This is a genomic window from Streptomyces dangxiongensis (genome assembly GCF_003675325.1).
GTDB classification, from domain to species: Bacteria; Actinomycetota; Actinomycetes; order Streptomycetales; family Streptomycetaceae; genus Streptomyces; species Streptomyces dangxiongensis.
The window spans coordinates 3485100-3510597 of the sequence record NZ_CP033073.1; the positions used below are offsets into that span (position 1 = coordinate 3485100).

At 73.0% G+C, this 25498-nt stretch carries 22 protein-coding genes and 2 pseudogenes; 7 read left to right on the forward strand and 17 right to left on the reverse strand.

The window, feature by feature from the left end:
- Positions 1–298: 298 nt before the first annotated feature.
- Entirely contained in the window at positions 299–925 is a 627-nt protein-coding gene (locus D9753_RS15470) for an HAD family acid phosphatase (protein ID WP_121787543.1), read from the forward strand.
- Positions 926–1146: 221 nt separating this feature from the next.
- Here the strand turns inward: D9753_RS15470 and D9753_RS15475 are convergent, their stop codons facing one another.
- Positions 1147–3672 carry an ATP-dependent Clp protease ATP-binding subunit gene (locus D9753_RS15475; RefSeq protein WP_121787544.1) on the reverse strand — a complete coding sequence of 842 codons (2526 nt, stop codon included), beginning with the start codon at positions 3670–3672 and terminating at the stop codon, positions 1147–1149.
- A gap of 429 nt (positions 3673–4101) precedes the next feature.
- Between D9753_RS15475 and D9753_RS15485 the strand changes: the two genes are divergently transcribed.
- Positions 4102–4728 carry an SCO3374 family protein gene (locus D9753_RS15485; RefSeq protein WP_205614157.1) on the forward strand — a complete coding sequence of 209 codons (627 nt, stop codon included), beginning with the start codon at positions 4102–4104 and terminating at the stop codon, positions 4726–4728.
- Here D9753_RS15485 and D9753_RS15490 read toward each other — a convergent pair.
- From D9753_RS15490 to D9753_RS15535, 10 genes and pseudogenes are all read right to left on the reverse strand, one after another.
- Complete coding sequence (locus tag D9753_RS15490) at positions 4707–5042, reverse strand: histone-like nucleoid-structuring protein Lsr2 (RefSeq protein WP_030751806.1); 336 nt, start codon at positions 5040–5042, stop codon at positions 4707–4709. The genes D9753_RS15485 and D9753_RS15490 overlap by 22 nt on opposite strands.
- 203 nt (positions 5043–5245) lie before the next feature.
- A complete protein-coding gene (locus D9753_RS15495; protein WP_121787545.1) occupies positions 5246–5779 on the reverse strand; it encodes an amino-acid N-acetyltransferase in 534 nt (177 codons plus the stop codon).
- A gap of 9 nt (positions 5780–5788) precedes the next feature.
- Positions 5789–6187, reverse strand: a complete 399-nt coding sequence (locus D9753_RS15500) for a BlaI/MecI/CopY family transcriptional regulator (RefSeq protein WP_240468462.1) — start codon at positions 6185–6187, stop codon at positions 5789–5791.
- Between the two features lie 274 nt (positions 6188–6461).
- The gene (locus D9753_RS15505) at positions 6462–6641 is read right to left on the reverse strand and encodes a hypothetical protein (protein ID WP_121787547.1); all 180 of its coding nucleotides are present in this window, start codon (positions 6639–6641) and stop codon (positions 6462–6464) included.
- 367 nt (positions 6642–7008) lie between these two features.
- The gene (locus D9753_RS15510) at positions 7009–7635 is read right to left on the reverse strand and encodes a hypothetical protein (protein WP_121787548.1); all 627 of its coding nucleotides are present in this window, start codon (positions 7633–7635) and stop codon (positions 7009–7011) included.
- Positions 7636–7793: 158 nt separating this feature from the next.
- The gene (locus D9753_RS15515; protein ID WP_121787549.1) at positions 7794–8591 is read right to left on the reverse strand and encodes a type III pantothenate kinase; all 798 of its coding nucleotides are present in this window, start codon (positions 8589–8591) and stop codon (positions 7794–7796) included.
- A gap of 5 nt (positions 8592–8596) precedes the next feature.
- Complete coding sequence (gene nadC / locus D9753_RS15520; protein WP_121787550.1) at positions 8597–9592, reverse strand: carboxylating nicotinate-nucleotide diphosphorylase; 996 nt, start codon at positions 9590–9592, stop codon at positions 8597–8599.
- A 5-nt stretch (positions 9593–9597) separates the two neighbouring features.
- A pseudogene (locus D9753_RS15525) lies at positions 9598–11321 on the reverse strand (L-aspartate oxidase).
- A complete protein-coding gene (panC, locus tag D9753_RS15530) occupies positions 11318–12310 on the reverse strand; it encodes a pantoate--beta-alanine ligase (protein ID WP_121787551.1) in 993 nt (330 codons plus the stop codon). The pseudogene D9753_RS15525 and the gene panC overlap by 4 nt, the downstream one beginning before the upstream one ends.
- Positions 12307–13353, reverse strand: a complete 1047-nt coding sequence (locus D9753_RS15535; protein WP_121787552.1) for a Rossmann-like and DUF2520 domain-containing protein — start codon at positions 13351–13353, stop codon at positions 12307–12309. The genes panC and D9753_RS15535 overlap by 4 nt, the downstream gene beginning before the upstream one ends.
- A gap of 182 nt (positions 13354–13535) precedes the next feature.
- Here D9753_RS15535 and D9753_RS15540 point away from each other — a divergent pair.
- Positions 13536–14684, forward strand: a pseudogene (locus D9753_RS15540) (threonine aldolase family protein).
- Positions 14685–14780: 96 nt separating this feature from the next.
- On the opposite strand, the gene D9753_RS15545 reads toward D9753_RS15540, so the two are convergent.
- A complete protein-coding gene (locus tag D9753_RS15545; RefSeq protein WP_121787553.1) occupies positions 14781–14987 on the reverse strand; it encodes a hypothetical protein in 207 nt (68 codons plus the stop codon).
- A gap of 214 nt (positions 14988–15201) precedes the next feature.
- Between D9753_RS15545 and D9753_RS15550 the strand changes: the two genes are divergently transcribed.
- Positions 15202–16344: a DUF5937 family protein gene (locus tag D9753_RS15550; RefSeq protein WP_240468170.1), complete on the forward strand. Its 1143-nt coding sequence runs from the start codon at positions 15202–15204 to the stop codon at positions 16342–16344.
- Between the two features lie 21 nt (positions 16345–16365).
- Here the strand turns inward: D9753_RS15550 and D9753_RS15555 are convergent, their stop codons facing one another.
- The gene (locus tag D9753_RS15555; protein ID WP_121787554.1) at positions 16366–17037 is read right to left on the reverse strand and encodes a response regulator; all 672 of its coding nucleotides are present in this window, start codon (positions 17035–17037) and stop codon (positions 16366–16368) included.
- 141 nt (positions 17038–17178) lie between these two features.
- A complete protein-coding gene (locus D9753_RS15560) occupies positions 17179–18384 on the reverse strand; it encodes a sensor histidine kinase (protein ID WP_121787555.1) in 1206 nt (401 codons plus the stop codon).
- 118 nt (positions 18385–18502) lie between these two features.
- On the opposite strand from D9753_RS15560, the gene D9753_RS15565 reads away from it, so the two are divergent.
- The gene (locus tag D9753_RS15565; RefSeq protein WP_205614158.1) at positions 18503–19681 is read left to right on the forward strand and encodes an SAM-dependent methyltransferase; all 1179 of its coding nucleotides are present in this window, start codon (positions 18503–18505) and stop codon (positions 19679–19681) included.
- 18 nt (positions 19682–19699) lie between these two features.
- On the opposite strand, the gene D9753_RS15570 is transcribed toward D9753_RS15565, so the two are convergent.
- Positions 19700–20851 (reverse strand): NADH-quinone oxidoreductase subunit D, encoded by a 1152-nt coding sequence (locus D9753_RS15570; RefSeq protein WP_121787556.1) that lies wholly within the window; start codon positions 20849–20851, stop codon positions 19700–19702.
- Between the two features lie 31 nt (positions 20852–20882).
- Between D9753_RS15570 and D9753_RS15575 the strand changes: the two genes are divergently transcribed.
- Both D9753_RS15575 and D9753_RS15580 read left to right on the forward strand, forming a co-directional pair.
- Positions 20883–21386, forward strand: a complete 504-nt coding sequence (locus D9753_RS15575; RefSeq protein WP_121787557.1) for a PH domain-containing protein — start codon at positions 20883–20885, stop codon at positions 21384–21386.
- A complete protein-coding gene (locus tag D9753_RS15580) occupies positions 21383–22771 on the forward strand; it encodes a PH domain-containing protein (protein ID WP_121787558.1) in 1389 nt (462 codons plus the stop codon). The genes D9753_RS15575 and D9753_RS15580 overlap by 4 nt, the downstream gene beginning before the upstream one ends.
- Before the next feature lie 164 nt (positions 22772–22935).
- Here the strand turns inward: D9753_RS15580 and D9753_RS15585 are convergent, their stop codons facing one another.
- Entirely contained in the window at positions 22936–24264 is a 1329-nt protein-coding gene (locus tag D9753_RS15585; protein ID WP_205614159.1) for a coiled-coil domain-containing protein, read from the reverse strand.
- Positions 24265–24362: 98 nt separating this feature from the next.
- On the reverse strand, positions 24363–25490 hold the full coding sequence (locus D9753_RS15590) for an alpha/beta hydrolase (RefSeq protein WP_121787559.1): 1128 nt from the start codon (positions 25488–25490) through the stop codon (positions 24363–24365).
- Between the last annotated feature and the right edge of the window lie 8 nt (positions 25491–25498).

The window sequence follows — 25498 nt, forward strand, 5'->3', positions numbered from 1 at the left end:
CCCCACCGATCCTGGCCACCCCCGCTGACGACGCCTTTTCCCGTCGGCGACCCTAGGCGTAAATGTCCGCTTTATCCTCTTATTTGGGTGCACTAGCACACTTAGTAGGGCCCATATGGCCTGTGCGGCTTATCACCGGGCACCCCGGCCGGCCGGCACGGAAAAGTGACGCAGGCCTCTAGGCACCTACCGTGCGGTAACCCTACGGTTCCCCTCGCGCCATCCTCATCTCAGATCATGCACCTGACATTCAGGACGCGTACGGACACGCGTACGGACGTGAGAGGAACCCCCACCGATGACCCGACGCCCCTGGGCGCGCCCCGTCTCCCTGACCGCCGCCTCCCTGGCCTCCCTGGCGGCGCTGGCCGCCCCGGCCCAGGCGGCCGGCCGCACACAGCCCACGGCCGGCTCCGCCACCGCTGCCGCGGCGGTCGACCACGCCACCTGGCAGAAGGACTGCCGGCAGGTCATGGACCAGGCCCTGCCGTACCTGAAGCAGCGCATCGCCGCCGCCCGGCCCGGCGAGAAGCAGGCCGTCGTCCTCGACATCGACAACACCGCGCTCGAGACCGACTTCGGCTTCAGCTACCCCCAGCCGGCCAACACGCCCGTCCTGGACGTCGCCCGGTACGCCCAGGACCACGGCGTCTCCCTCTTCTTCGTCACCGCCCGCCCCGGCATCCTGTACTGGCCCACCGAGTACAACCTCGAACACGACGGCTACCACGTCGCCGGCCTCCACGTCCGCGGCCTCGTGGACCTCTTCAAGGACGTCGCCGCCTACAAGACAGCCCAGCGCGCCGGCATCGAGAACGACGGCTACACGATCATCGCGAACATCGGCAACAGCCCCACCGACCTCTCCGGCGGCCACGCCGAGAAGACCTTCAAGCTCCCCGACTACGACGGTCAGTTGTCCTGACCCGCCCGTCCGCGCCTGCGCAGCCGTACGCGACGCGGGGGGCGTCATCCGCATGACGCCGGCCGTCGCCCCCGCGCGGCCCCGTGAACGTGCCGCCGCGGCGCCGGTCGCCCGCCCTGTTCCCCCGGGCGGACGTCCCGGGGGAGCGGCTCCGAGCACGCGGAAGGGGCCGGTGCCCGTAGGCACCGGCCCCTTCTTCGCTCGGCCTGTCCGCCGGACGCTTACGCGTCCTTGCTCAGGTTCGGTCCGGCACCGCCGGCCGCCTGCTCGATCGGCGGGACGTCGGGCAGCGCCGACTTCTCCTCACCCCGGAAGGTGAAGGTGTGGGTGTCGCCCTCGCCCTCGGTGTCCACCACCACGATGTGACCGGGACGCAGCTCGCCGAAGAGGATCTTCTCCGACAGCGTGTCCTCGATCTCGCGCTGGATCGTACGTCGCAGCGGACGCGCGCCCAGCACCGGGTCGTAGCCCTTCTTGGCCAGCAGCTCCTTGGCGGACTGGGAGAGCTCGATGCCCATGTCCCGGTCCTTCAGGCGCTCGTCGACCTTGCCGACCATCAGGTCGACGATCCGCAGGATGTCGGCCTGCGTGAGCTGCGGGAAGACGACGACGTCGTCCACACGGTTGAGGAACTCGGGCCGGAAGTGCTGCTTCAGCTCGTCCGAGACCTTGTTCTTCATGCGCTCGTAGTTGGTCTTCGTGTCACCCGAGGCCGCGAAGCCGAGGTTGAAGCCCTTGGAGATGTCCCGGGTGCCGAGGTTGGTCGTCATGATGATGACCGTGTTCTTGAAGTCCACGACCCGGCCCTGGGAGTCGGTCAGGCGACCGTCCTCCAGGATCTGCAGCAGCGAGTTGAAGATGTCCGGGTGGGCCTTCTCGACCTCGTCGAAGAGGACGACGGAGAACGGCTTGCGGCGGACCTTCTCGGTGAGCTGGCCGCCCTCTTCGTAGCCCACGTAGCCGGGGGGCGAACCGAAGAGACGCGACACCGTGTGCTTCTCGCTGAACTCCGACATGTCGAGGGAGATCAACGCATCCTCGTCACCGAAGAGGAACTCGGCGAGCGCCTTGGACAGCTCGGTCTTACCGACACCGGACGGACCGGCGAAGATGAACGAGCCACCCGGACGCTTCGGGTCCTTCAGACCGGCACGCGTACGGCGGATCGCCTTCGACAGCGCCTTGACGGCGTCGATCTGGCCGATGACCCGCTTGTGGAGCTCGTCCTCCATGCGGAGCAGGCGGCTGGACTCCTCCTCGGTCAGCTTGAAGACCGGGATGCCGGTGGCCGTGGCGAGGACCTCGGCGATCAGCTCGCCGTCGACCTCGGCGACGACGTCCATGTCGCCGGCCTTCCACTCCTTCTCCCGCTTGGCCTTGGCGGCGAGGAGCTGCTTCTCCTTGTCGCGCAGGGAGGCGGCCTTCTCGAAGTCCTGCGAGTCGATCGCGGACTCCTTGTCCCGGCGGACGCCGGCGATCTTCTCGTCGAACTCGCGCAGGTCCGGCGGCGCGGTCATCCGGCGGATGCGCATCCTCGAGCCGGCCTCGTCGATCAGGTCGATCGCCTTGTCGGGCAGGAAGCGGTCCGAGATGTACCGGTCGGCCAGGGTGGCGGCCTGGACCAGGGCCTCGTCCGTGATGGAGACGCGGTGATGCGCCTCGTACCGGTCGCGCAGGCCCTTGAGGATCTCGATCGTGTGCGGCAGGGACGGCTCGGCGACCTGGATGGGCTGGAAGCGGCGCTCGAGGGCGGCGTCCTTCTCCAGGTGCTTGCGGTACTCGTCCAGGGTGGTCGCACCGATGGTCTGCAGCTCACCGCGGGCCAGCATCGGCTTCAGGATGGAGGCGGCGTCGATGGCGCCCTCGGCGGCACCCGCACCGACCAGCGTGTGCAGCTCGTCGATGAACAGGATGATGTCGCCGCGGGTGCGGATCTCCTTGAGGACCTTCTTCAGGCGCTCCTCGAAGTCACCGCGGTAGCGGGAGCCCGCGACCAGGGCGCCGAGGTCCAGGGTGTAGAGGTGCTTGTCCTTGAGGGTCTCGGGCACCTCGCCCTTGACGATGGCCTGGGCGAGGCCCTCGACGACGGCGGTCTTGCCGACGCCGGGCTCACCGATCAGCACCGGGTTGTTCTTGGTGCGGCGGGACAGCACCTGCATGACCCGCTCGATCTCCTTCTCGCGCCCGATGACCGGGTCGAGCTTGGACTCACGGGCGGCCTGGGTGAGGTTCCGGCCGAACTGGTCCAGGACGAGGGAGGTCGAGGGGGTGCCCTCGGCCGGGCCACCGGCGGTGGCGGTCTCCTTGCCCTGGTAACCGGAGAGCAACTGGATGACCTGCTGCCGCACCCGGTTGAGGTCAGCGCCCAGCTTGACCAGGACCTGGGCGGCGACGCCCTCGCCCTCGCGGATCAGGCCGAGCAGGATGTGCTCCGTGCCGATGTAGTTGTGACCCAGTTGAAGAGCCTCGCGGAGCGACAGCTCCAGGACCTTCTTGGCACGGGGAGTGAAGGGGATGTGCCCGGACGGGGCCTGCTGACCCTGCCCGATGATCTCCTCCACCTGCTGGCGGACCGCCTCAAGCGAAATGCCGAGGCTCTCCAGGGCCTTAGCGGCGACACCTTCGCCCTCGTGGATGAGACCCAGGAGGATGTGCTCGGTGCCGATGTAGTTGTGGTTGAGCATCCGGGCTTCTTCCTGAGCCAGGACGACAACCCGCCGCGCGCGGTCGGTGAACCTCTCGAACATCGTTAATCGCTCCTCAGAGCGGTCAGGCAGTGGGGGGAACTTCCCCTCCCTGTCCTTCCGCAGCTTAGTCCCGCAAGCGGGGACCGCTCATTCCAACTGCCGACACCGTCGATGGCCTCCTGACCCCGAACGCCGACATCTGCTCCAACCCGATGGTGCGAGACGATGTTCCCGCAGGCCAGGCAGTTACCCCAGTCGCCAGTACGCCGATGGCGAACGTGAGACGGCCCTTCCTGCAAGTCGCCCCCTCCCACTAGGCATGTCTTACCCGCAGGCACTGACAGTCCATGCCGCGGGCACCGGTTCGCTCCGCTATGGGCGAACAACCTCGCGCCTCCCCGGACCCCCATGCGCCTCGTTATCCAGCACCCGGCGCAGCCGAGTGGGCACCCAGCGTAACCCGGGGGCTCCCCAGGCGGTTGCACGGGTATGGCTGGCTCGGTCCTCACCACCTCCGCGGTCCCCCTTCCCCGTCGGCCCCTCGATCCGGACGCACCGGGCACCCGGGCCCGGCACTGGTACGAGAACGATCTGGACTGGCCGACAGTGCCCGGACAGCCGCTGCGGCTGCGTACGGGGGTGCGGTTCGACGTGCTGGACGTGCCGGCCGAGGCGGGCACCGAGGCGCTCCGGCGGCTCGCACCGGGCTCCCCGGTGGCCCTTCGCGGCGACCGGATGGAGCTTCTGCTGGCGGCGGGCAGCGCGGAGGAGGTGCCCGGGGTGCTGGACTGGCTGGAGTGGGGCGCCGTGACGCTGGATCTGCGGCTGCTGGGCGCGGGCGACACGGTGGAGGCCCCGCCGCCGCCCGCGGGAGCCGTCATGTCAGGACGGGCGGGAGCCGTGCAGGGGGCCGCCGTGTGGCTGCGGCCCCCTGGGCCGGGACGCGGGGTCGAGGCCTTGCTGCCGGCCATGCCGGCCGTGGGGCGCGGGGGTAGCGCCCCCGATCTCGTACGACTGCTGGACACGGTGGCAGCTCAGTGTCACCGTGTCCGGCTGCGGCGCTCGTGCGCCGGGCCGGCCGTTTCCGGGCGGAATCAGCCGTTGGCCTTCTCGTAGGCCTCGCGGATGGATGCCGGAACCCGGCCGCGGTCGTTGACCTCGTAACCGTTCTCCTTCGCCCAGGCGCGGATCGCCGCGGTGTCCTGGTTGCCGCCGGAAGCGGCGCGCGCCTTTCCACGTCCACCGGAAGCACGGCCCCCGGTACGACGACCACCCTTGACATAGGGGTCGAGAAGACCGCGCAGCTTGTCCGCATTGGCAGTCGTGAGATCGATCTCGTACGTCTTGCCGTCCAGCGCGAACGTCACGGTCTCGTCCGCCTCGCCGCCGTCGAGGTCGTCGACAAGAAGGACCTGAACCTTCTGTGCCACCGCATTTCCTTTCATCGATAACGTTGAGGACCAGGGGTGTGCGGCGTCCGCCGTTTCGCCGCCCCTGTTATATGCAGTACTGCGTTACGTCGGAAAGCAAACCGCTTTTGCCGGAAAAACACAAACCCCCGGGAGTGACTCAGCGGGCCACCACCGCCCGGAAACATGCGCGTTTCGGACATAGGCCACCCGGGCAATGACGATCACAGATGCAGAAGCATCCGGCTGTTGCCCAGGGTGTTCGGTTTCACTCGTTCGAGACCGAGGAACTCCGCGACGCCCTCGTCATAGGAGCGCAACAGCTCGGCGTAGACATCGGTGTCGACCGGCGTCTCCCCGATCTCGACGAAGCCGTGCTTCCCGAAGAAGTCCACTTCGAAGGTCAGGCAGAAAACCCGGCGAACGCCGAGCCAGCGTGCTGTCTGGAGCAACTTCTCCAGCAGCCGGTGACCGACGCCGGAACCCCTCAGTCCGGGCTTCACCGCCAGAGTGCGGACTTCGGCGAGGTCCTCCCACATGACGTGCAGTGCTCCGCAGCCGACCACCTCGGCGTTGTCGTCGCGTTCGGCGACCCAGAACTCCTGGATGTCCTCGTAAAGGGTGACCATGGCTTTGTCGAGCAGGATGCGGTCACGGACGTAGGCGTCGAGGAGGTGGCGCAGGGCGGGGACATCGCTGGTCCGGGCCCGTCGGACGGTCAGGGCTTTTGCGGGGACTTCGGGACGCTCTGCTGGCATGAACGGACGCTATCGCCCGTCCGCCCCCTCTGCCGAGCCGGGGTTCTCGTCCCGGCGGTCTTCCTGGGCCCGCCGGGTTTCTTCCGGTCCCTGGACGATGCGTACGGCGTCCCTGAGGGCCTGACGCTGTTCGTCGCTCATCATCCCGAAGAAGGCGACGAGAGCGGCGGCCGGGTTGTCGCTCTGCGACCAGGCGTCGTTCATGAGGGCGGCCGCGTAGGCGGCTCGTGTCGACACGGCCTCATATCGATAGGCCCGCCCTTCCGCCTCGCGGCGGACCCAGCCCTTCTGATGGAGATTGTCCAGAACGGTCATCACGGTGGTGTACGCGATCGACCGTTCCTGCTGCAGGTCTTCCAGGACTTCCCGAACGGTCACCGGGCGGTTCCACTTCCACACCCGCGTCATCACCGCGTCTTCGAGTTCTCCCAATGGGCGAGGCACAGCTCAGAACAATAGTGGGAGATCCCGGCAATGGCGTGCCGGACGTGCGCTAGGCCTGCAAACACGCACAAAAAGGGCCTATGGCTCGGAAGGCTCCGCGGGGTGCCGGGATGCCGTACGTCCGGGCGGGCGCGTACCCGGCGTGTGCCGGGCGCGCTCGGCGGCGTACGGCAGGACGCGCGACGGCCGCGGCTGCCGCCGGTAGGGGGTGCGCCGCTGGTGGGGAGGGGTGTGCTGCTCAGGCGTCGCCGGCGGCGGGGGCCTGACGCGCACCCTCCACGCGTGCGAGGGCGGCGTCGACGGCCGCGTCCTCCTTGGCCTTGGCGGCCCCGCCCTGGGTCTTCACGATCACCCTGACCACACCGACGAAGAACGCGGCCATGACGACCGGGGGCACGAGCGCGGAGACGTAGTCCATGCCACCAGGGTAGCCACGGATCCCGTCCGGACCGGCGCGGGGTGGGCCCCTCGCCGCGCCGCGGCACGGGCCGGGGGCCGAGGGCCGGGGGGCTGGTGCCAGCCCCCCGGCGAGCCGCCGGGGTTCGGCACGGGCGGGGGCCGGGCAGTGCCGGCCCGCTGGGAGCTGCCGGGGGCCCGCCACGGGCAGGCCGGGCAGTGGCGCCAGACCACGGCCGGCCGCCGGAGGCCCGCCACGGGGCGGGGGCCGCGTGGTGGTTCAGTCCACGGCCGGCCGCCGGAGGCCCGGCACAGGCAGGGGCCGCGTGGTGCGGCCAGACCACGGCCGGCCGCCGCAGGCCCGGGCGGGCGGGGGCCGCGTGGTCGTGTCAGCCCGCGGCGAGCTGCCGGGGTTCCGCCGGCTTGCGGCGTGGGAAGACCTCTCCCGGCGTGGGGACGGGCCGCTTCGGCGCGTCCGGCGCGGGCCGCTCCCCGGGGGTCGGCGCGGGTTCCGGCGCGGGTTCCGGCTCGGGCTTGGCGGGCTCCTCGGCCCGCTCCGCCGCACCCGGCTCCCCCGCGCCGCCCGCCAGGGCCAGCAGGCGCGTCCGCGCGGACGGCACCGCGGGCGCCGGCACCTTGCGCGCGCCCTGGGCGAACCGGGCCCGTACGTCCTGCTCGGCGAGCGTGCGGCAGCGCTCCAGCAGCGTCGCCGCCACCGGGTTCCCGCGCAGTGCCCGCAGCGCGGCGAGGTCGTCCGGCGCGGGCCGGTACCCGGCTCCCAGGACCTCCTCCAGGAGGGCGAGGTAGCCGGCGGCGGTGCCCGGCAGCGCGGCCCGGTACCGGCCCAGGTCGGCCACCAGGAAGGCGCGGAGTCTGGCCCCCTCGCACATCGCCTCGTCGAGGGACTCGGCGAGGCGGAAGCAGTCCTGCACGTCCTCGGCGGAGGCGTGGCCGGGGTGGAGGGCGAGGGCGAGGGCGCGACGGAGCACACGCAGCTCCTCCACGCCGAACGCCATGCCGCCGCGGGATCCGTATGGCGTGGGCATGCGGCGACGCTATCGCTAATCGGACAAAGGTGACGGATCGGAACGCTTGTCCCGGCGCGTGTCGCTTCCGGTTTCCCCCGTCCGGTGCCACGGGCGGGGCCGGCACCACCGAGGGCGCCGGCCGCACCTCACAGCCGCGAGACGTTCCGCTCGTACACCAGCCGCAGCCCGATCAGCGTCAGCCACGGCTGGTGCTCGTCGATCACCGAGGACTCCCCCAGCACCATCGGCGCGAGCCCGCCCGTGGCGATCACCGTGACGTCGTCCGGGTCGCCGGCCAGCTCCCGGGCCATCCGGCCGACCACTCCGTCGACCTGCCCGGCGAACCCGTACACGATGCCCGCCTGCATGGCCTCGACCGTGTTCTTGCCGATCACGCTGCGCGGCCGGGCCACCTCGATCTTGCGTAGCTGCGCGCCCTTGACGCCGAGCGCCTCCACGGAGATCTCGATGCCGGGCGCGATGACGCCGCCGACGTACTCCCCGCGCGCGGAGACCGCGTCGAACGTGGTCGCCGTACCGAAGTCGACGACGATCGCCGGGCCGCCGTACAGCTCGACGGCCGCGACCGCGTTGATGATCCGGTCCGCGCCGACCTCCTTGGGGTTGTCGGTGAGGATCGGCACGCCCGTCTTCACGCCCGGCTCGACCAGCACGGCGGGGACGTCGCCGTAGTACCGCCGGGTCACCTCACGCAGCTCGTGCAGCACCGACGGGACGGTGGCGCAGATCGCGATGCCGTCGATGCCGTCGCCCAGCTCGTCGCCGAGCAGCGGGTGCATCCCCATCAGGCCCTGGAGCAGCACCGCCAGCTCGTCCGCCGTGCGGCGCGCGTCCGTGGAGATGCGCCAGTGCTCGACGATGTCCTCGCCGTCGAACAGGCCGAGGACGGTGTGCGTGTTGCCGACGTCGATCGTGAGCAGCATGGCCGTTACTCCGCCTCGCGCAGGTCCAGGCCGATGTCCAGGATCGGCGAGGAGTGGGTGAGCGCGCCGACGGCCAGGAAGTCCACGCCGGTCTCGGCGTACGCGCGCGCGTTGGCGAGCGTCAGCCGGCCGGAGGCCTCCAGCAGCGCCCGGCCGCCGGCGATGGCGACGGCCTCCTCGCACTCGCCGGGCGTGAAGTTGTCCAGCAGGATGAGGTCGGCGCCCGCGTCGACGACCTCGCGCAACTGGTGCAGGGTGTCGACCTCGACCTCGATGGGCACCTCCGGGAACGTCTCCCGCACGGCCTCGAAGGCCTGCGCGACGCCACCGGCGGCGACCACGTGGTTGTCCTTCACCAGGGCCGCGTCCGAGAGCGACATGCGGTGGTTGACGCCCCCGCCGCAGCGGACGGCGAACTTCTCCAGCGAGCGCAGGCCCGGGGTCGTCTTGCGGGTGTCCCGCACGCGCGCCCGGGTGCCCTCCAGCGCGTCCGCCCACGCGCGCGTGGCGGTCGCGATGCCGGACAGCCGGCACAGGATGTTCAGCGCGCTCCGCTCACCGGTGAGGAGGTCACGCGTGCGCGTGGTGACCGACAGCAGTTTCTGCCCGGCCTCGATCCGGTCGCCGTCCTCCACGTGCCGCTCGACCTCGAACTCGTCCGTGCAGACCACGGAGAGCACGGCCTCGGCGACCCGCAGGCCGGCCACGACACCGGCCTCACGCGCGGTGAAGTCGGCGGTGGCCACCGCCTCCTCGGGGATGGTCGCGACGGTCGTCACGTCCACGCCGCCGTCCAGGTCCTCCTGGACGGCGACGTTGGCGATGTCCTCGACCTCGATGGGGTCGAGCCCGGCGGCGGCCAGCAGCTCGGCGAGCGCGGGGTCGAGCCCGCACTCCGCGTACTCTGCGGCCTCCGCGGCCTCATCGTCGTTCTCGGCGCCGCAGGCGCAGCCGTCACCGCAGCCGCCGGTCGGGGCGAGGGGAAGGTCGTCGGTGCTCACGTCTGTCACTGCTCCTGTGGACGCTGGTCGGGCCGGATCGGGGGGAAGTCTGCGGTGGCGGTGGTGCGTACGGCCAGCGACCGGTCAGGATTGAGCCGTACGACGATGTGGCGCCGCCAGGTGGTGTCGTCGCGCTCGGCACGGTCCTCGCGCCAGTGGCAGCCGCGGGTCTCCTCGCGCAGCAGGGCCGCGGCGACCAGGACCCGGGCCACGCACAGGAGGTTCGTCGCCTCCCAGGGTGTCCACGCCGGGTTCGGCGGTCTTGCCGTTCTCCTCCAGCGCGTCCCGGGCCTCGCTGTGCAGGTCCTGGAGCTGGTCCGCGGCCCTGGCCAGGGACTTCTCCGAGCGCAGCACGCCCGGCGCCGCCGGTCATGATCCGCTGGATCGCGAACCGGCTCTCCGGGGCGAGCAGCGGGTGCGCGGGCCTGCCGGGGTGCGGGACCGGTGCGGGCACGCGCGCGCGCAGGCCGTCGTCCGCGTGTGCGGCGGCGATGTCGGCGGCGATCCGCTCGGCGTACACGAGCCCTTCGAGGAGCGAGTTGGAGGCGAGCCGGTTGGCGCCGTGCACGCCGGTGCACGCGACCTCGCCGCACGCGTACAGGCCGGGCACGGTCGTCCGGCCGTGGGCGTCGGTGCGGACGCCACCGGAGGCGTAGTGGGCGGCCGGGGCGATCGGGATGGGCTCGGTGACCGGGTCGATGCCGTTGGCCCGGCAGGCGGCCAGGATGGTCGGGAAGCGGTGCTCCCACATCTCGGCGCCGAAGTGCCGGGCGTCGAGGAACATGTGTTCGGCGTCCTGCTCCTGCATGCGCCGCATGATGCCCTTGGCGACGATGTCCCGCGGGGCCAGTTCGGCCAGTTCGTGCTGCCCCACCATGAAGCGCACTCCGTCGCCGTCGACCAGGTGGGCGCCCTCGCCGCGCACCGCCTCGGAGACCAGCGGCTGCTGGCCCTCGGCGTCCGTGCCGAGGAACAGCACGGTCGGGTGGAACTGCACGAACTCCAGGTCGCTGACCTCCGCGCCCGCGCGCAGCGCCAGCGCCACGCCGTCACCGGTCGACACCGACGGGTTGGTGGTCGCGGAGAACACCTGGCCCATGCCGCCGGTCGCGAGGACCACCGCGGGGGCGTGCACGGCGCCCACGCCGTCGTGCTGGCCCTCGCCCATCACGTGCAGGGTGACACCGGCCGTGCGGCCTTCGGCGTCCGTGAGCAGGTCCAGTACCAGCGCGTTCTCCACGGTGCGCAGCCCGCGCGCGCGGACGGCCTCCACGAGCGCCCGGGAGATCTCCGCGCCGGTCGCGTCGCCGCCCGCGTGCGCGATGCGGCGGCGGTGGTGACCGCCCTCGCGGGTGAGTTCCAGCTCTCCCGCGGAGGACTCGTCGAAGTGGGCGCCGGTGTCGATGAGCCGCCGCACCGCGTCGGGGCCCTCGGTGACGAGGATCCGTACGGCCTCCTCGTCGCACAGGCCCGCGCCCGCCACCAGGGTGTCCTCAAGGTGCTGCTCGGGGGTGTCGCCCTCGCCGAGGGCGGCGGCGATGCCGCCCTGCGCCCAGCGGGTGGAGCCGTCGTCCAGGCGCGCCTTGGTGACGACGACCGTGCTGAGCCCGGCGGCCTCACAGCGCAGCGCCGCGGTCAGGCCGGCCACTCCGGAGCCGACGACGACCACGTCCGCGGAGACGGCCCAGCCGGGCGCGGGTGCGTGCAGTCGTATGCCTGTGCTGGTCACGAGGCGGCTCCGAAGGTGAGGGGGAGGTTGTCGATCAGCCGGGTCGTGCCGACCCGGGCGGCGACGGCGAGGACGGCCCCGCCGGTGAAGTCGTCACCGATCTCCGTGAAGTCGGCGGGATCGACCAGCGCGAGGTAGTCCAGCCGGAGCGGCGGTTCGAGGCGGGCGGCGTCGTCCAGGACCTGGCGGGCGGCGGCACGGACGGCCGCCGGGCCGCCGGGCGCGGCCGTGGCCACCGCGTGCGCGTCGGCCGCCGCACGCGACTCGCCCAAGGCGCTCAGCGCCTCGGCACGCGCGTGCGTGGAGGGCACTTCCCGGGCCCGCGCGCACAGCGCCTCCTGCGCCGCGTGCCGGTCCCGGCCGGCGAACAGCGCGCGGGACAGCGCGAGCGCGGTACGCCGCTCCGGCGGCGAGAGGTAGCGGTTACGGCTGGACAGGGCGAGCCCGTCCTCCTCGCGCACGGTCGGTACGGCGACGACGTCGACGCCGAAGTTCAGGTCCCGCACCATGCGCCGGATCAGGGCTAGCTGCTGGGCGTCCTTCTGCCCGAACAGGGCGACGTCGGGGCGGGTGAGGTGCAGCAGCTTGGCGACGACGGTGAGCATGCCGTCGAAGTGGCCGGGCCGCGAACCGCCTTCCAGGCGCTCGCCCATGGGGCCCGCGGAGACGCGCACCTGGGGTTCGCCGCCCGGGTAGACCTCGTCCACGGAGGGCGCGAACACGGCGTCGGCGCCGGACCGCCCGGCCAGCGCGAGGTCGGCGTCGAGGGTGCGCGGATAGCGGTCGAGGTCCTCGCCCGCGCCGAACTGCAACGGGTTCACGAACACCGTGACGACGACCTCGCCGTCCGGGCCGGCGATCTCGCGGGCGGTGCGGATCAGGGTCGCGTGGCCCTCGTGCAGGGCGCCCATCGTCATCACGACGGCGCGACGGCCGTGGCGCACCCGCGCGTGCAGCTCTTCGGCGGTGCTCAGCAGGGCGGTGGTCATCGGTCGTTCCCCTCGATGCCGGTCGAGCCGTCGGTGCCATCGGTGCCGTCCGGGCCGTCGGTGCCGTTCATGCCTCCGGTGCCGTCCGGTCCGCCGGTGCCGCCGGTGCCGCCGTGTCCGGGGCTTTCTGGGCTTCCTGGGCTTCCGTCGGCGAGTACCCCGAGGAGGTCCTCGGCCAGTTCCGGCTTCAGCAGACCGTGTGCGAGGGCCCGGTCGGCCGTCGCACGAGCCATCGCCAGGTAGCCCGCCACCGCCTGCGGGGCGTGTTTGCGCAGCTCGGTGACGTGCGCGGCGACCGTGCCGGCGTCCCCGCGTGCGACGGGCCCGGTCAGGGCCGCGTCACCGGAGCGCAGGGCGTTGTCCAGGGCGGCGCCGAGCAGCGGGCCGAGCATCCGGTCGGGCGCCGTCACGCCGGCCGTGCGCAGCAACTCCATGGACTGCGCGACCAGGGTCACCAGGTGATTGGCGCCCAGGGCCAGGGCGGCGTGGTACAGCGGGCGGTTCTCCTCGCTGATCCACTCCGGCTCGCCGCCCATCTCGATCACCAGGGCCTCGGCGGCCAGCCGCAGCTCCTCGGGGGCGGTGACCCCGAAGGAGCAGCCCGCGAGGCGCTGGACGTCCACGGGCGTGCCGGTGAAGGTCATCGCCGGGTGCAGGGCCAGCGGCAGGGCGCCCGCGCGCAGGGCCGGGTCGAGGACCCTCGCGCCGTACCGCCCGGAGGTGTGCACGAGTAGCTGGCCCGGCCGTACCGCGCCGGTCTCGGCCAGGCCCGCGACCAGGCCGGGCAGGGCGTCGTCGGGGACCGTGAGCAGCACCAGGTCGGCGCGCCGCAGGACCTCGGCGGGCGGCACGAGGGGCACGTCGGGGAGCAGGGCCCCGGCGCGCCTGCGGGACGCGTCGGAGACCCCGGAGACGGCCACCGGGCGGTGCCCGGCGAGCTGGAGGGACGCGGCCAGCACGGGGCCCACGCGGCCGGCGCCGACGACGCCGACGGTGAGCCGCGCGGGGCGGTCCCTGAGATCTGGCTGGTGGACTGTACTCACGCGACGGCGGCCTTCCCGTTCCAGTCCGCTCTGGGTACCGGACGATTTCTCGTCATGTTAACGCTATCCGGCGGACGGCGGCCGGTTGTCCACAGGCTGTGGGTATCCGCGCGCCGCCGCACCCGCCGGGCGGCGGCGAAAACGGGGTGCCCGCGCGCGGGCGGCACGGCATCATCGCGCGCATGGACGATGCGGTGGAGCAGGGCGACGGGCGTTCGGTGCGGCAGCGGCGGGCGGCCGTCCACCGGCAGGCCCGGGTGCTGTCGCGTTCCGGCCTGCGGGACACGATCGGCTAACGGCTGGCGTACCTGACGGAGACGGCTCCCGAGGTGTACGACCTGGACGAGCCGGCCGACGTGTACGGCGACCGGATCGTCGTGCACCTGGAGGAGCGGGTCGCCGCCCTGCTCGGCACGGAGGCCGCCGCGTTCTTCCCGACCGGCACGATGGCCCAGCAGGTCGCCCTGCGCTGCTGGGCCGCCCGCACCGGTTCGCCCACGGTCGCCCTGCATCCGCTCGCCCATCCGGAACGGCATGAACGGAACGCCTTCCGCGAGGTCAGCGGCCTGCGTCCGGTCCAGGTGACCACCGAGCCCCGGCTGCCCACGGCCGACGAGGTGCGTGACTTCGAGGAGCCCTTCGGCACACTCATGCTGGAACTGCCCCTCAGGGATGCCGGTTTCGTGCTGCCCACCTGGGAGGAGCTGACGGAGGTCGTCGAGGCGGCGCGGGAGCGCGACGCGGTGGTGCACTTCGACGGCGCCCGCCTGTGGGAGTCCACTGTCCACTTCGGCCGCCCGCTGGAGGAGATCGCCGGCCTCGCCGACACGGTCTACGTGTCGTTCTACAAGTCCCTCGGCGGGTTCGGCGGTGCCGCCGTCGCCGGCCCCAGGACGCTGATCGAGGAGGCCAGGGCCTGGCGGCACCGGTACGGCGGGTTGATCGTGCAGCAGTTCCCGACCGTGCTGTCGGCGCTCGCCGGCCTCGACCGGCAACTGCCGCGGCTGCCGGAGTACGTACGGCACGCGCGCGTGGTCGCCGCCGCGCTGCGCGAGGGCTTCACGGCCGCCGGGCTCGCCTGGTCGCGCGTCCACCCGGGGGAGCCGCACATCCACCAGTTCCAGGTCTGGCTGCCGTACGACGCGGACGTGCTGGCGGAGGCGGCGGTGCGTCAGGCCGAGGAGACCTCGGTGCTGCTGTTCGCCAACGGCTGGGATCCGGCCGGCCCCGGGCTCGCGTTCACGGAGGTCACCGTCGACGAGGCCGGGCTGGAGTGGACGGCGACGGACGTGCGGGCGGCGGTCACGGAGTTCGTGGCGCGGCTGCCGTGACGGGTGCGCGGGGGAAGCCCTTGGCGCCCGGCGCCGGTCAGCGCCTTCTCCCGCTGCCGTGGCGGGTGCCGGGGCGAAGCCCGTGCGGTGCGTGCGTCACAGCGCGCGGGGGCGCAGCCAGCGGTCCAGGGCGCTGCGCAGCCGTCCGTGCGCCGGACGCTCGGCGACGACCGCGCGGAAGCGCCGGTGGTCGCGCAGTTCCCGGATCAGACCGAGGTCGCCGCGGCCCGGCGCGGGCGGTTCGGGCTCGCCGTGCAGTCGGGCGCGGTAGCTGTCGAGGAGGTACTGCTGGGTGATGCTCATGGCGGACCGCCTTCTCGGGATGCGTGGGTACGGGCAGGCACCGACTGGTCACTGACTGATCGCCGGCTGGTCACCGACTGCTCGGTGACCGATCGGGCTCCGCGGCTGCCCCGGTGCCCTCAGACTGCTCCGGGCGCGGACCGATGTCCCGTGGATTGACGGCTGCCGTCAATCCACGAGGGTCACTGTCAGTGGCGCGGTGCACGATGGGGGCATGAGCGTGACCATCGACATCACCGGGCTGGCCACCGACGGCGACGCCTCCGGCCCGAACACGGCCGAGAGGTGGGCGAGGGTCTCCGTCGTGCCCTCTCCCCTCGCCGAGCTGGGGATGGCGCTGCACGCGCTCAGCGAACCCGGCCACCACCCGGACCTGCGGGGCTGGGCGACCGCCGTCTCCTCCCGGCTGGACCCGTGCCTGGCGGACCGGCTGTGCGAGGCGGACTTCCTGTGGCGTACGACGTTCTCGGACGTCTTCGCGCCCTTCGCCGGCATCCCCGGCGGCCAGGCGCTCCCCGGGGCGACGCTCGCCGAGGAACTGGACCAGCTCGACACGCTGACGGACGAGCAGTTCGTCAACGCCGCCCTGGAGTTCACCTGCCAGCTCCGCTACGACCTGAAGGAGCCGGGTCCGCTGGACGACCCGGAGCTGCGCCGGCGCTCGCTGGAGCTGGCCGCCGCGCGCGGTTCCGTCCAGGAGCGGTTCACGCGCCGCCTGCTGACGGACCCCCCGGCCGTCCGGGCCTGGTTCCGGCAGTTGATGCTCGACTGCGACGAGGCCTTCTTCGCCGAGGCGTGGGCCCGCGTCCATCCCCAGCTCGCCGCGGACGCCCGGCACAGGACGGACCTGCTGCGCCGCAAGGGACTCGGTGAGGCCCTGACATCCCTGTCCGGGGCGATCTCGCTGGACGAGGAGGCCGGCATCATCACCGTCGACAAGCTGCTGGTGGGCCATGCCGCCACGGGCGAGGGGCGCCTGGTGCTGGTGCCGACCAGCCTCGGCTGGCCGCACGTGATGGTCCTGCACCGGTACGGCTGGCAGCCCTCGATCACCTACCCGGCGAGCGGCACGCGTGCGCAGGCCCCCTCCGTGGAGCAGCTCACCCGCCGCATGGAGGCGCTGGCCCATCCGGTGCGGATGCGGCTGTGCCGGCATCTCGCGCGGGCCCCGCACACCACGAGCGAGCTGGCCGACGCGCACGGCATGTCGGCGCCCGAGATATCCCGGCACCTGACGGTGCTGAAGAAGGCGGGCCTGATCAGCGGCTGCCGCCGCGGCCGGTACGTCCAGCACCAGCTTGACCTGTCCGCGGTGGCGCGGCTGGGCAGCGACTTCATCGAGGGCGTCCTGCGCTGAGGGGCGCGGGGCGGGGCGGTGTCAGCCGTGGCCGCCCGCGCGCACCAGCCCGGTCTCGTACGCCAGGACGACCACCTGCACGCGGTCGCGCAGACCGAGCTTGGTCAGGATGCGGCCCACATGGGTCTTCACCGTCGCCTCGCTCAGCACCAGCCGGGCCGCGATCTCACCGTTGGACAGGCCCTGCGCGACCAGCATCATCACCTCGCGTTCCCGCTCGGTGAGCCGCTCCAGCTCCTTGTGCTGGGAGTTCTTGCCGGCGGAGGGCAGCATCGGCGCGAACCGGTCGAGCAGGCGCCGGGTGGTGGAGGGCGCCACGACCGCGTCACCGCTGTGCACGGCGCGGATGGCCGCCAGCAGGTCGCCGGGCGGCACGTCCTTGAGCATGAAGCCGGAGGCGCCCGCCTTCAGCCCCGAGAACGCGTACTCGTCCAGGTCGAACGTGGTCAGGATGAGCACCTTCGGCGCGTCCGGCTCCGCGCAGATCCGCCGGGTGGCCTCCACGCCGTCCAGCTTCGGCATGCGGACGTCCATCAGGACGACGTCGACGGCGGCGGACCGCAGCACCTGGATGGCCTCCACGCCGTCGCCCGCCTCCGCGACGACCTCCATGTCCGGCTGGGCGGCGAGCACCATCCGGAACCCGGTGCGCAGCAGCACCTGGTCGTCGACGAGCATCACGCGGATCGTCATCGGGTCCTCTTCCGTGTCTTCGGTTGCCGTCCCCGCCGTCCGGTGCCGTCTCCGGCTGCCGTCGGCAGAGGGGTGCGGGTGTCAGCAAGGGGTGCGGGTGTCAGCAGGAGCGCGGGTGTCAGCAGGGGGCGCGCGGTGGAGTCAGTGCGCCGGTTTCAGTGGCAGCAGAGCGCTGATCCGGAATCCTCCGCCCGGGCGCGGGCCGGCGTCCAGCGTGCCACCGACCATGCCGACCCGCTCGCGCATGCCGATCAGGCCGTGGCCCTGCCCGTCCGCGCCGCCCTCCTCGTACAGCTCGTGCGGAGCGCCCTTGCCGTCGTCCTCGACCAGCAGGCCGAGACCGTCGTCGAAGTAGACCAGCCGGACGCTCGCGCCCGCGTGGGGCCCGCCGTGCTTGCGGGTGTTGGTGAGCGCCTCCTGCACGATCCGGTACGCGGTCAGCTCCACCCCGCTGGGCAGCGGGCGCGGGGTCCCCTCCACCCGGAAGTCGACGGGCAGGCCGGAGCTGCGGCACTGCTCGACCAGGTCGTCGATCTGCTCGACGTCGGGCTGCGGGACGTACTCGCCGCCCTCCTGGTGCTCCCCGGTGCGCAGCACGCCCAGCAGGCGGCGCATCTCGGCTAAGGCCTGGCGGCCGGTGGACGAGATCGTCTCCAGTGCCTTCCTGGCCTGGTCGGGCGCGGCGTCCATGACGTAGGCGGCGCCGTCGGCCTGCACCACCATCACCGAGACGTTGTGGGCGACGACGTCGTGCAGCTCGCGCGCGATCCGGGCGCGCTCGGCGGCGACCGCGACCTTGGACTGCGCCTCGCGCTCCTTGTCCAGCCGCGAAGCGCGCTCCTCCAACTGGGCGAAGTACGCGCGCCGGGTGCGCATGGAGTCGCCGAGCACCCAGGCCAGGGCGAAGGGCACCGTCTGGAAGACCACTATGGCGATCTGCCCGAGGAAGCCGGTCTGCTCGGCCGGCCAGCGGATCTGGGCGAGGGCCGCCGCGCAGAGGCTGCCGACGAGCGCGAGCCGGGAGGCCCAGCGCTCGCCGACCGCCGCCACCGTGTAGGTGATCACCAGCATGGCGAAGTCGGCGACGGTCGTCTCGACGTCCAGCACAAGCTGGGCCAGCCCGGTCACCAGGGCGACCAGCAGCATCGGCTCCGGGAAACGGCGGCGCAGCGCCACGACGGCACACAACACGGCGGAGACGGCCGTCCCCGCGACGAGTCTTCCGTGGTGACCGTTCACCCCGTCGGGATTGACGCCGCTCAGGCCGGACAGCCCGAACAGGGCGACGGCCCAGAAGGCGTCGACCCAGCTCGGGTGGCGGCGGAGGAAGTCATAGAGGCGCTGCACGTAACCCAGAGTAGGTAAACCGGATGTGCGCAGGGGTCAACCGGAGGGCCGATCCGGGCCCGGCGCGTGTACTCCGCAAGGTGGAGAACCTGATCATCTGTGTGCCTACTCTGTACCGGTGGCGGACGAGACGACGGCGCAGGAGCCGCGCGGGGATCGTGGCCCGCGCGGCTGGCGCGCGGCGGCCGAGGCGGCCCTGTACGGGCCCGCGGGGTTCTACCGGCGACCGGAGGGTCCGGCCGGCCACTTCCGTACGTCCGTGCACGCCTCCCCGCTGTTCGCGCGCGCCGTGGCCCGGCTGCTGTGCCGGGTCGACGAGGCCCTGGGGCGGCCCCCGGTGCTGGACTTCGTCGACCTGGGCGCCGGGCGGGGGGAACTGGTCACCGGGGTGTTCGCCGCGCTGCCGCCCGGGGTGGCGGCACGCACGCGTGCGTACGCCGTCGAGATCGCCGCCCGCCCGGCCGGCCTGGACCCCCGTGTCACCTGGCGGCACGACCTCCCCGAGGCGGTCACCGGGCTGCTGTTCGCCAACGAGTGGCTGGACAACGTACCCGTGGACGTCGCCGAGGTGGACCACGCCGGTGTGCCCCGGCTGGTGCTGGTCGCGGCGGACGGCTCCGAGCGGCTCGGTGAGCCCGTGACGGGCCCGGACGCCGACTGGCTCGCACGCTGGTGGCCGCTGCCGGCCGAGGAGGGACTGCGGGCGGAGATCGGGCTGCCCCGGGACCGGGCCTGGGCGTCGGCCGTGGACCGGGTGGCCGGCGGGCTCGCGGTGGCCGTGGACTACGCGCACACCGCCCGGACGCGCCCCCCGTTCGGCACGCTCACCGGTTTCCGGGAGGGGCTCGGGACGACGCCCGTGCCGGACGGGTCCTGCGACATCACGGCGCACGTCGCCCTGGACGCGTGCGCGGCGGCGCCCGGGTCCGCCGGGCGGGCGCGGGCGCTCGCCCGCACGGCGCGGGGGACCGGAGGTACGGCGCGCGGGCCGGCCGCCGCACGCCTGCTCACGCAACGCGCTGCTCTGCGCGCCCTGGACATCACCGGCGCACGCCCCCCGCTCACGCTGGCCTCCACGGACCCCGCCGCCTACGTGCGCGCCCTCGCGGGCGCCGGCGAGGCCGCCGAGCTGACCGCCCCCGGCGGCCTCGGCGACTTCGGATGGCTGCTCCAGCCGGTCGGCATCCCGGACCCCCTGGATCCGGCCCCCCTGGATCCGGACCCCCTCGCGCCAGGTCCGCTCGACCCGGACTCACCGGACCCGGGAGCGCCCGAGCCGCCGGGCGCGCCCCGCTGACCGGCGGCCCCCGGCCGTCTACTTGTCGATGTCGCCGACCACGAAGAACATCGACCCCAGGATCGCCACCATGTCCGCCACCAGCGTCCCCGGCAGCAGCTCGGTCAGCACCTGGATGTTGTTGTACGACGCCGAGCGCAGCTTGAGCCGGTACGGGGTCTTCTCGCCCTTGCTGACGAGGTAGTAGCCGTTGAGGCCGAGCGGGTTCTCGGTCCACGCGTAGGTGTGTCCCTCGGGTGCCTTCAGCACCTTCGGCAGCCGCTGGTTGACCGGTCCCGGCGGCAGCTCCGCGAGCCGGTCCAGACAGGCGTCGGCGAGGTCGAGCGCGTTGTGGGTCTGCTCCAGCAGGACCTCGAAGCGGGCGAGACAGTCGCCCTCGCCACGGGTGACGACCCTGAGGACGTCCTGGAGGTCGCCGTAGGCCAGGTACGGCTCGTCACGGCGCAGGTCGAAATCGACGCCCGAGCCGCGCGCGACCGGCCCGCTCACGCCGTAGGCGTGCACCGTCTCGGGCGCCAGCGCCCCGACCCCGCGCGTGCGCCCCCGGAAGATCTCGTTGCCGAGCACCAGGTCGTCGTAGACGTCCATGCGCGAGCGGACGGCGGCGACGGCCGCACGCGCGCGTGCGGCCCATCCGGCGGGCAGGTCCTCCTTGAGGCCACCGACGCGGTTGAACATGTAGTGCACGCGCCCGCCGGAGACCTCCTCCATCACGTTCTGGAGCACCTCGCGCTCCCGGAACGCGTAGAACACCGGGGTGATCCCGCCCAGCTCCAGCGGGTAGGAGCCGAGGAACATCAGGTGGTTCAGCACCCGGTTCAGCTCGGCGAGCAGGGTGCGCGCCCACACCGCCCGCTCGGGGACCTCCATGCCGAGCATCCGCTCCACGGCGAGGACCACGCCCAGCTCGTTGGAGAACGCCGACAGCCAGTCGTGGCGGTTGGCGAGCATGATGATCTGCCGGTAGTCGCGGGCCTCGAAGAGTTTCTCGGCGCCGCGGTGCATGTAGCCGATCACCGGCTCCGCGCGCACGATGCGCTCCCCGTCCAGCACGAGCCTGAGCCGCAGCACACCGTGCGTGGACGGGTGCTGGGGCCCGATGTTGAGCACCATGTCGGTGCTCTCCGCCGCGCCGCCGATCCCGACCGTGGTCTCCGCCGTAGGAGTCATGGCCCCAGTTTCCCCTACGTACGCTGGCCCCATGGAGACGGGGAGCCTGGAAGGCGCGGGAACAACGGCGGACGAGCCGGTGTGGCGGGGGCTGCGGCCCGGCCTGCTGCGCGTGCGCCGGATGCTGCTGATGGTGTGGGCGGGGGTGCTGGCGGTCGCCACGGGGCTGCCGCTGGGGCTCCTCGTGGGGCCCGCGTGGGCGGCCTGGGCGCTGCTGCCCCTGGTGATCGCCGCCTGGGGCCGGCGGCTGCTGGAGCGCAACTGGCGCTCGTGGCGGTACGCCGAGCGCGCCGACGACCTGCTGATCTGCCGCGGTGTCCTGTGGCGCGAGGAGACGGTCGTGCCGTACGGGCGGATGCAGCTCGTGGAGGTGACCTCCGGGCCCGTGGAACGGCGCTTCGGGCTGGCCACCGTGCAGTTGCACACGGCCGCCGCCGCGACCGACGCGACCATCCCCGGCCTGGACCCGGCCGAGGCGGAACGCCTGCGCGACCGGCTCACCCGGCTGGGCGAGGCACGATCGGCGGGCCTGTGACACCCCGGGGCCGCGCCGACGGCCCGGACGGCGGCGGCACGTACAGCGGCCCGGACGGCGGCGGCGCGGACGGGGGCATACCGGAGCAGCCGCCCGTCGTCGAGCGCCGGCTGCATCCGGTGACGCCCTTCCGCCGGGCGTGGGCGCCGCTCGCCGTACTGGCCGGCTGGGCGGCGCACGATCCGGGCGGCGCGCAGGAGCAGCTCACGCGGCTGACCGGCACCATGCTGCTGCTGGGGGCCGTCGTCGTGGTGCCGGTGGCCGGGCTCTACGGCTTCCTGTCCTGGTGGTTCACGCACTTCGCGGTCACCGGGACAGAACTGCGCATCCGTACGGGCCTGCTGTTCCGGCGCACCGCGCACATCCGGCTGGAGCGCATCCAGGCCGTGGACGTCTCCCGTCCGCTCCTCGCGCGCGTGGCGGGCGTCGCGAAGCTGCGGATCGACGTCGTCGGCGCCGACGACAAGGACGAACTGGCCTTCCTCGGCGAGCGGGAGGCGCGCGCCCTGCGTGCGGAGCTGCTCGCGCGCGCGGCGGGTTTCGCCCCCGAGACGGCGGCCGGCGTCGGAGAGGCGCCGGCACACGCGCTGCTGCACGTGCCCCCGTGGGCGCTGGCGCGCTCCCTGGTGCTGACGGGAGCCACCTGGGCCTCGCTGGGCGCCGCGCTCGTCGTACCCGCCGTGCTGTGGCTCGTCACCCACAACGTGTGGACGGTCCTCGCCACCGCCCTGCCCCTGTTCGGCGCGGCCGGCGCGCGCAGCGCGGGCCGCTTCGTCACCGAGTTCGACTGGACGGTGAGCGAGTCGCCGGACGGGCTGCGCATCGACCGCGGGCTGCTCGACCGCGCGCACGAGACGGTGCCGCCGGGCCGTGTGCAGACCGTACGGATCGTGGAACCGCTGCTGTGGCGCCGGCCCGGCTGGGTGCGGGTGGAACTGGACGTGGCCGGATCCGCCAATTCGGTGCTGATACCCGTCGCCCCGCGCGCGGTCGCCGAGTCCGTCATCGCGCGCGTGCTGCCCGGCGTGACGGTGCCACGGGAGCCGGCACGGGTGCCGCGCCGGGCCCGGTGGTGCCTCCCGCTCTGGTGGCGCGGACACCGGCTCGCGGTCACCGGCACGGTCTTCGCCGCCCGGAGCGGCCTGCTGCGCCGCCGGCTCTCGCTGGTCCCGCACGCCAAGGTGCAGAGCGTACGGCTCACCCAGGGGCCCTGGGAGCGCCGCTGGGGACTCGCGGACATCCATGTGGACACGGGGGCCGACAAGACCGTCACGGCCCGGCTGAGGAGCGCCGAGGAGGCCACGCGGCTCCTGGCGGAGCAGGCGGAGCGGTCCCGCACGGGCCGCCGGGACGCCCTACCGGATCGCTGGATGACCACCGGCTGACGGCGGGCTGACGGCCGACGTCGGGTCGGCGGACGGCTGACGGCCGACCGCTGAGCGCGGGTTGACAGCCGACGGCAGCCTGACCGCTGGCGGTCGGTCGCCGGCTTCGCCGGACGACGCCTCGGGCCCGGTGCGCCCGGTGCGTTCGTACGGCTGACGGACGCTCAGGAGGCCGCCGCGCCGCGCAGCCTCTGGACGTCGATCTGCTCGGTCTCGTCGTGCGCCGTCAGGTCGATGACCTGGCCGGCACCCCGGGACCGGGCGTCAGCGGCCTTGAACCCGGCCTCGGTCTCGGCCTTGTGCACGGCGAGCGCCTCCTGGCCGACGACGTCGGCCAGGTCCTCGTTCTGCACGGAGTCCAGCGCGGCCTTCGGCGCGTCCTTCAGGGTGCCGAAGAAGTCGAAGCCGCCCTCGACCGCCGGGCGCCGCGCGGGCGCGGCCGGGGCGACGGCCACGGCGGTGGGCACCGTGAAGTGCCCGGCGGGCGGCTGTGCCGCGGGACGGACGGCCTCGGCCACCGGCGCGGCGTCGGCGTCGGCGTCGGCATTGAGATCGGCATCCGTCACTGCGGCCCTGGTGTCTGCCCCTTTGGCGACCGCCTCGGCCGGTTCGCCCACGGACGTCACCTCCCCCGCGGGAGCGACCTCGCCCACGGGAGCCCGCGGCGCGTCACCCACGGTGCCGGCTTCACCTTCCACACCCTCCGCGCCGTCCATGCCCGCCACCCGCGCCGCGGGCGTCGTCGCGGCCTCCGGCTCCGGCTCCGGCTCGGGCTCGGGCTCGGGCTTCGCCTCCGGCGCGGCTCCTGGACCCGGTCCGGCCTCGGCGTCGGGCCTCGCCGATGCCTCCCGGTCGAACCGGGCCAGGGCGGTCAGGGCCCGCCGGTACAGCCGGGCGCCCTCGGGCGAGAACACCGGGTACGGCGTCGCCTCGCCCGCGCTGGCCTCCACGGCGTCCGACTCCGTCCCGGGCGCCTCCGGGCGGGCGCCGCGGCCGGGCGGCAGGGCGGGTGAGGAGGAGGGCGCCGGCTCGGGCACGACCGCCTCGATCTCCAGCAGGCGGCGCCCCTCCAGGGCGCTCGCGCGCTCGGTCTCCGCCGTGGCGTACCGGCGCAGCAGGGCCGCGTGCTCGTTGCGCAGGCCCGCCAGTTCGGCGCGCTTGGCCCTGAGCCGCTGCTCCAGCTTCACGCGCAGTTCGCGGGACTCTTCGAGGTCGGTCTCCAGTTCGGCGACCCGTTCCTCGTACCGCCATTCGTCACCGGCACGCGCGCGCGTGAGTTCGGCGACCTGCTTGCCCGCCTGGGTGTCCCAGCGGCGCATGACGACCGCGCCGGCGACCGCGGTCGCGGCGGCCGCGGCGGCCAGCACACGCACCGCCGCGGCCCCGGCGAACACCCAGGGGCCCAGCGCGCAGATGACGGACACACCGGCGAGCGCCGAGGGAGGCAACAGCCGGTGCAGAGGCGGGGAATGGCGGTGGCGTCCACGTGGCATGGCCAGAAACTTACCGCCCGTAGGCGAATCATGGGCCCCCGCCCCGTAAAAACACAGCCATACCGCGTGCTTAACGGGGTGTCAGGGGCGTCACGGGCTCAGCGGTCGGTGAGCCGCCCGCTGAGCCACTGGAGCGACGGCGGGATCTCGCGCCGCCAGGTGTTGAAGTTGTGGCCGCCGCTGTCGAGGATGATCGACGAGATCCGGGTCAGGTTCGTGGCCTGCACGCGCGCGATGAACCGCATCGTGGCGTTGTAGTTGTGCTCACCGACCCTGCTGCTGGTCACGAGCAGCGAGGTGTCCGGCGCGGACTCGTGCTGGAGGAGCCACGAGAGGTCGGCCCGGTTGCGCAGTCGCGCGTCGCCGTGGAAGAGGTCACCGGTCGTGGGGTCGATCGGCGCCCTGTAGTACGGCGAGAGGCCGGCGCCGGCCGCGTACACGTCGGGGTGGTGCATGGCGAGCTTGAGCGCGCAGTAACCTCCCGTGGAGTCCCCGATGACGCCCCAGCTACCCGGGCGCTTACCGGCCCGGTAGTGCGTGAGGACGGCCTCCGGGAGATCCTTCGCAAAAAACGTTTCCGCTTGCGGGCCGCCCGGGACGTCCACGCACTCGGTGTCCCGCGGCGGTGCCACGGTGGGCCGCAGCATGATCAGGATCATCGGCTGCACCCGCCCGTCTTTGGCCATCTGCTGCGCAGTCCTGGGGTAGTTCAGCTTGTCCACCAGCGACCGCGCCGTGCCGGGGTAACCGGTCAGCACCACGGCGGCCGGGAACGTACGCGTGCGGTACTGCGGCTGGAAGTACTCCGGCGGCAGGTACACGTACGCCGGGGTGGCGATGTGGGTCGTACGGCCGATGATGTCGACCTTCTGGACCTGTCCCCCGGTCTCGGGCCGCGCGGCGCGCACCCCCGGCACGTCGGAGGTGGAGACCACCTGGAGGGGGCCGCCGGTGCTGCCGTTGGCCGAGTGGTCGATGACGATCCCCTGCTCGGTCTCCTTGCCGAACAGGTCCGCCCAACTGGCGTAGAAGCCGAAGGCCTGGTTGGCGGCGAGCCCGACGGACGTGAAGAGCGCCACCTGGGTGGCCAGCATCAGGCCGACCCGGCCGCCGACGGCCCGCCAGCTCCGGCGGGCGAGGCGCGGCCACAGCCACACCGTGCCGACGAACAGCCCGGCGGCGATCACGATCGCCAGCACCAGCACTTTGTTGCTCGTGAGACCCATGAGCTGTT

Excerpts from the sequence above, each read along its gene's own strand:
- D9753_RS15590 (WP_121787559.1), bottom strand. The coding sequence starts at position 25,490 with ATGGGTCTCACGAGCAACAAAGTGCTGGTGCTGGCGATCGTGATCGCC.
- D9753_RS15495 (WP_121787545.1), bottom strand. The coding sequence starts at position 5,779 with ATGCCAGCAGAGCGTCCCGAAGTCCCCGCAAAAGCCCTGACCGTCCGA.
- D9753_RS15570 (WP_121787556.1), bottom strand. The coding sequence starts at position 20,851 with ATGACTCCTACGGCGGAGACCACGGTCGGGATCGGCGGCGCGGCGGAG.
- D9753_RS15500 (WP_240468462.1), bottom strand. The coding sequence starts at position 6,187 with ATGACGCGGGTGTGGAAGTGGAACCGCCCGGTGACCGTTCGGGAAGTC.
- D9753_RS15475 (WP_121787544.1), bottom strand. The coding sequence starts at position 3,672 with ATGTTCGAGAGGTTCACCGACCGCGCGCGGCGGGTTGTCGTCCTGGCT.
- D9753_RS15555 (WP_121787554.1), bottom strand. The coding sequence starts at position 17,037 with ATGACGATCCGCGTGATGCTCGTCGACGACCAGGTGCTGCTGCGCACC.
- D9753_RS15485 (WP_205614157.1), top strand. The coding sequence starts at position 4,102 with ATGGCTGGCTCGGTCCTCACCACCTCCGCGGTCCCCCTTCCCCGTCGG.
- D9753_RS15505 (WP_121787547.1), bottom strand. The coding sequence starts at position 6,641 with ATGGACTACGTCTCCGCGCTCGTGCCCCCGGTCGTCATGGCCGCGTTC.
- D9753_RS15585 (WP_205614159.1), bottom strand. The coding sequence starts at position 24,264 with ATGCCACGTGGACGCCACCGCCATTCCCCGCCTCTGCACCGGCTGTTG.
- D9753_RS15545 (WP_121787553.1), bottom strand. The coding sequence starts at position 14,987 with ATGAGCATCACCCAGCAGTACCTCCTCGACAGCTACCGCGCCCGACTG.
- panC (WP_121787551.1), bottom strand. The coding sequence starts at position 12,310 with ATGACCACCGCCCTGCTGAGCACCGCCGAAGAGCTGCACGCGCGGGTG.
- D9753_RS15515 (WP_121787549.1), bottom strand. The coding sequence starts at position 8,591 with ATGCTGCTCACGATCGACGTCGGCAACACGCACACCGTCCTCGGCCTG.
- D9753_RS15550 (WP_240468170.1), top strand. The coding sequence starts at position 15,202 with ATGAGCGTGACCATCGACATCACCGGGCTGGCCACCGACGGCGACGCC.
- D9753_RS15575 (WP_121787557.1), top strand. The coding sequence starts at position 20,883 with ATGGAGACGGGGAGCCTGGAAGGCGCGGGAACAACGGCGGACGAGCCG.
- D9753_RS15470 (WP_121787543.1), top strand. The coding sequence starts at position 299 with ATGACCCGACGCCCCTGGGCGCGCCCCGTCTCCCTGACCGCCGCCTCC.
- D9753_RS15510 (WP_121787548.1), bottom strand. The coding sequence starts at position 7,635 with ATGGCGTTCGGCGTGGAGGAGCTGCGTGTGCTCCGTCGCGCCCTCGCC.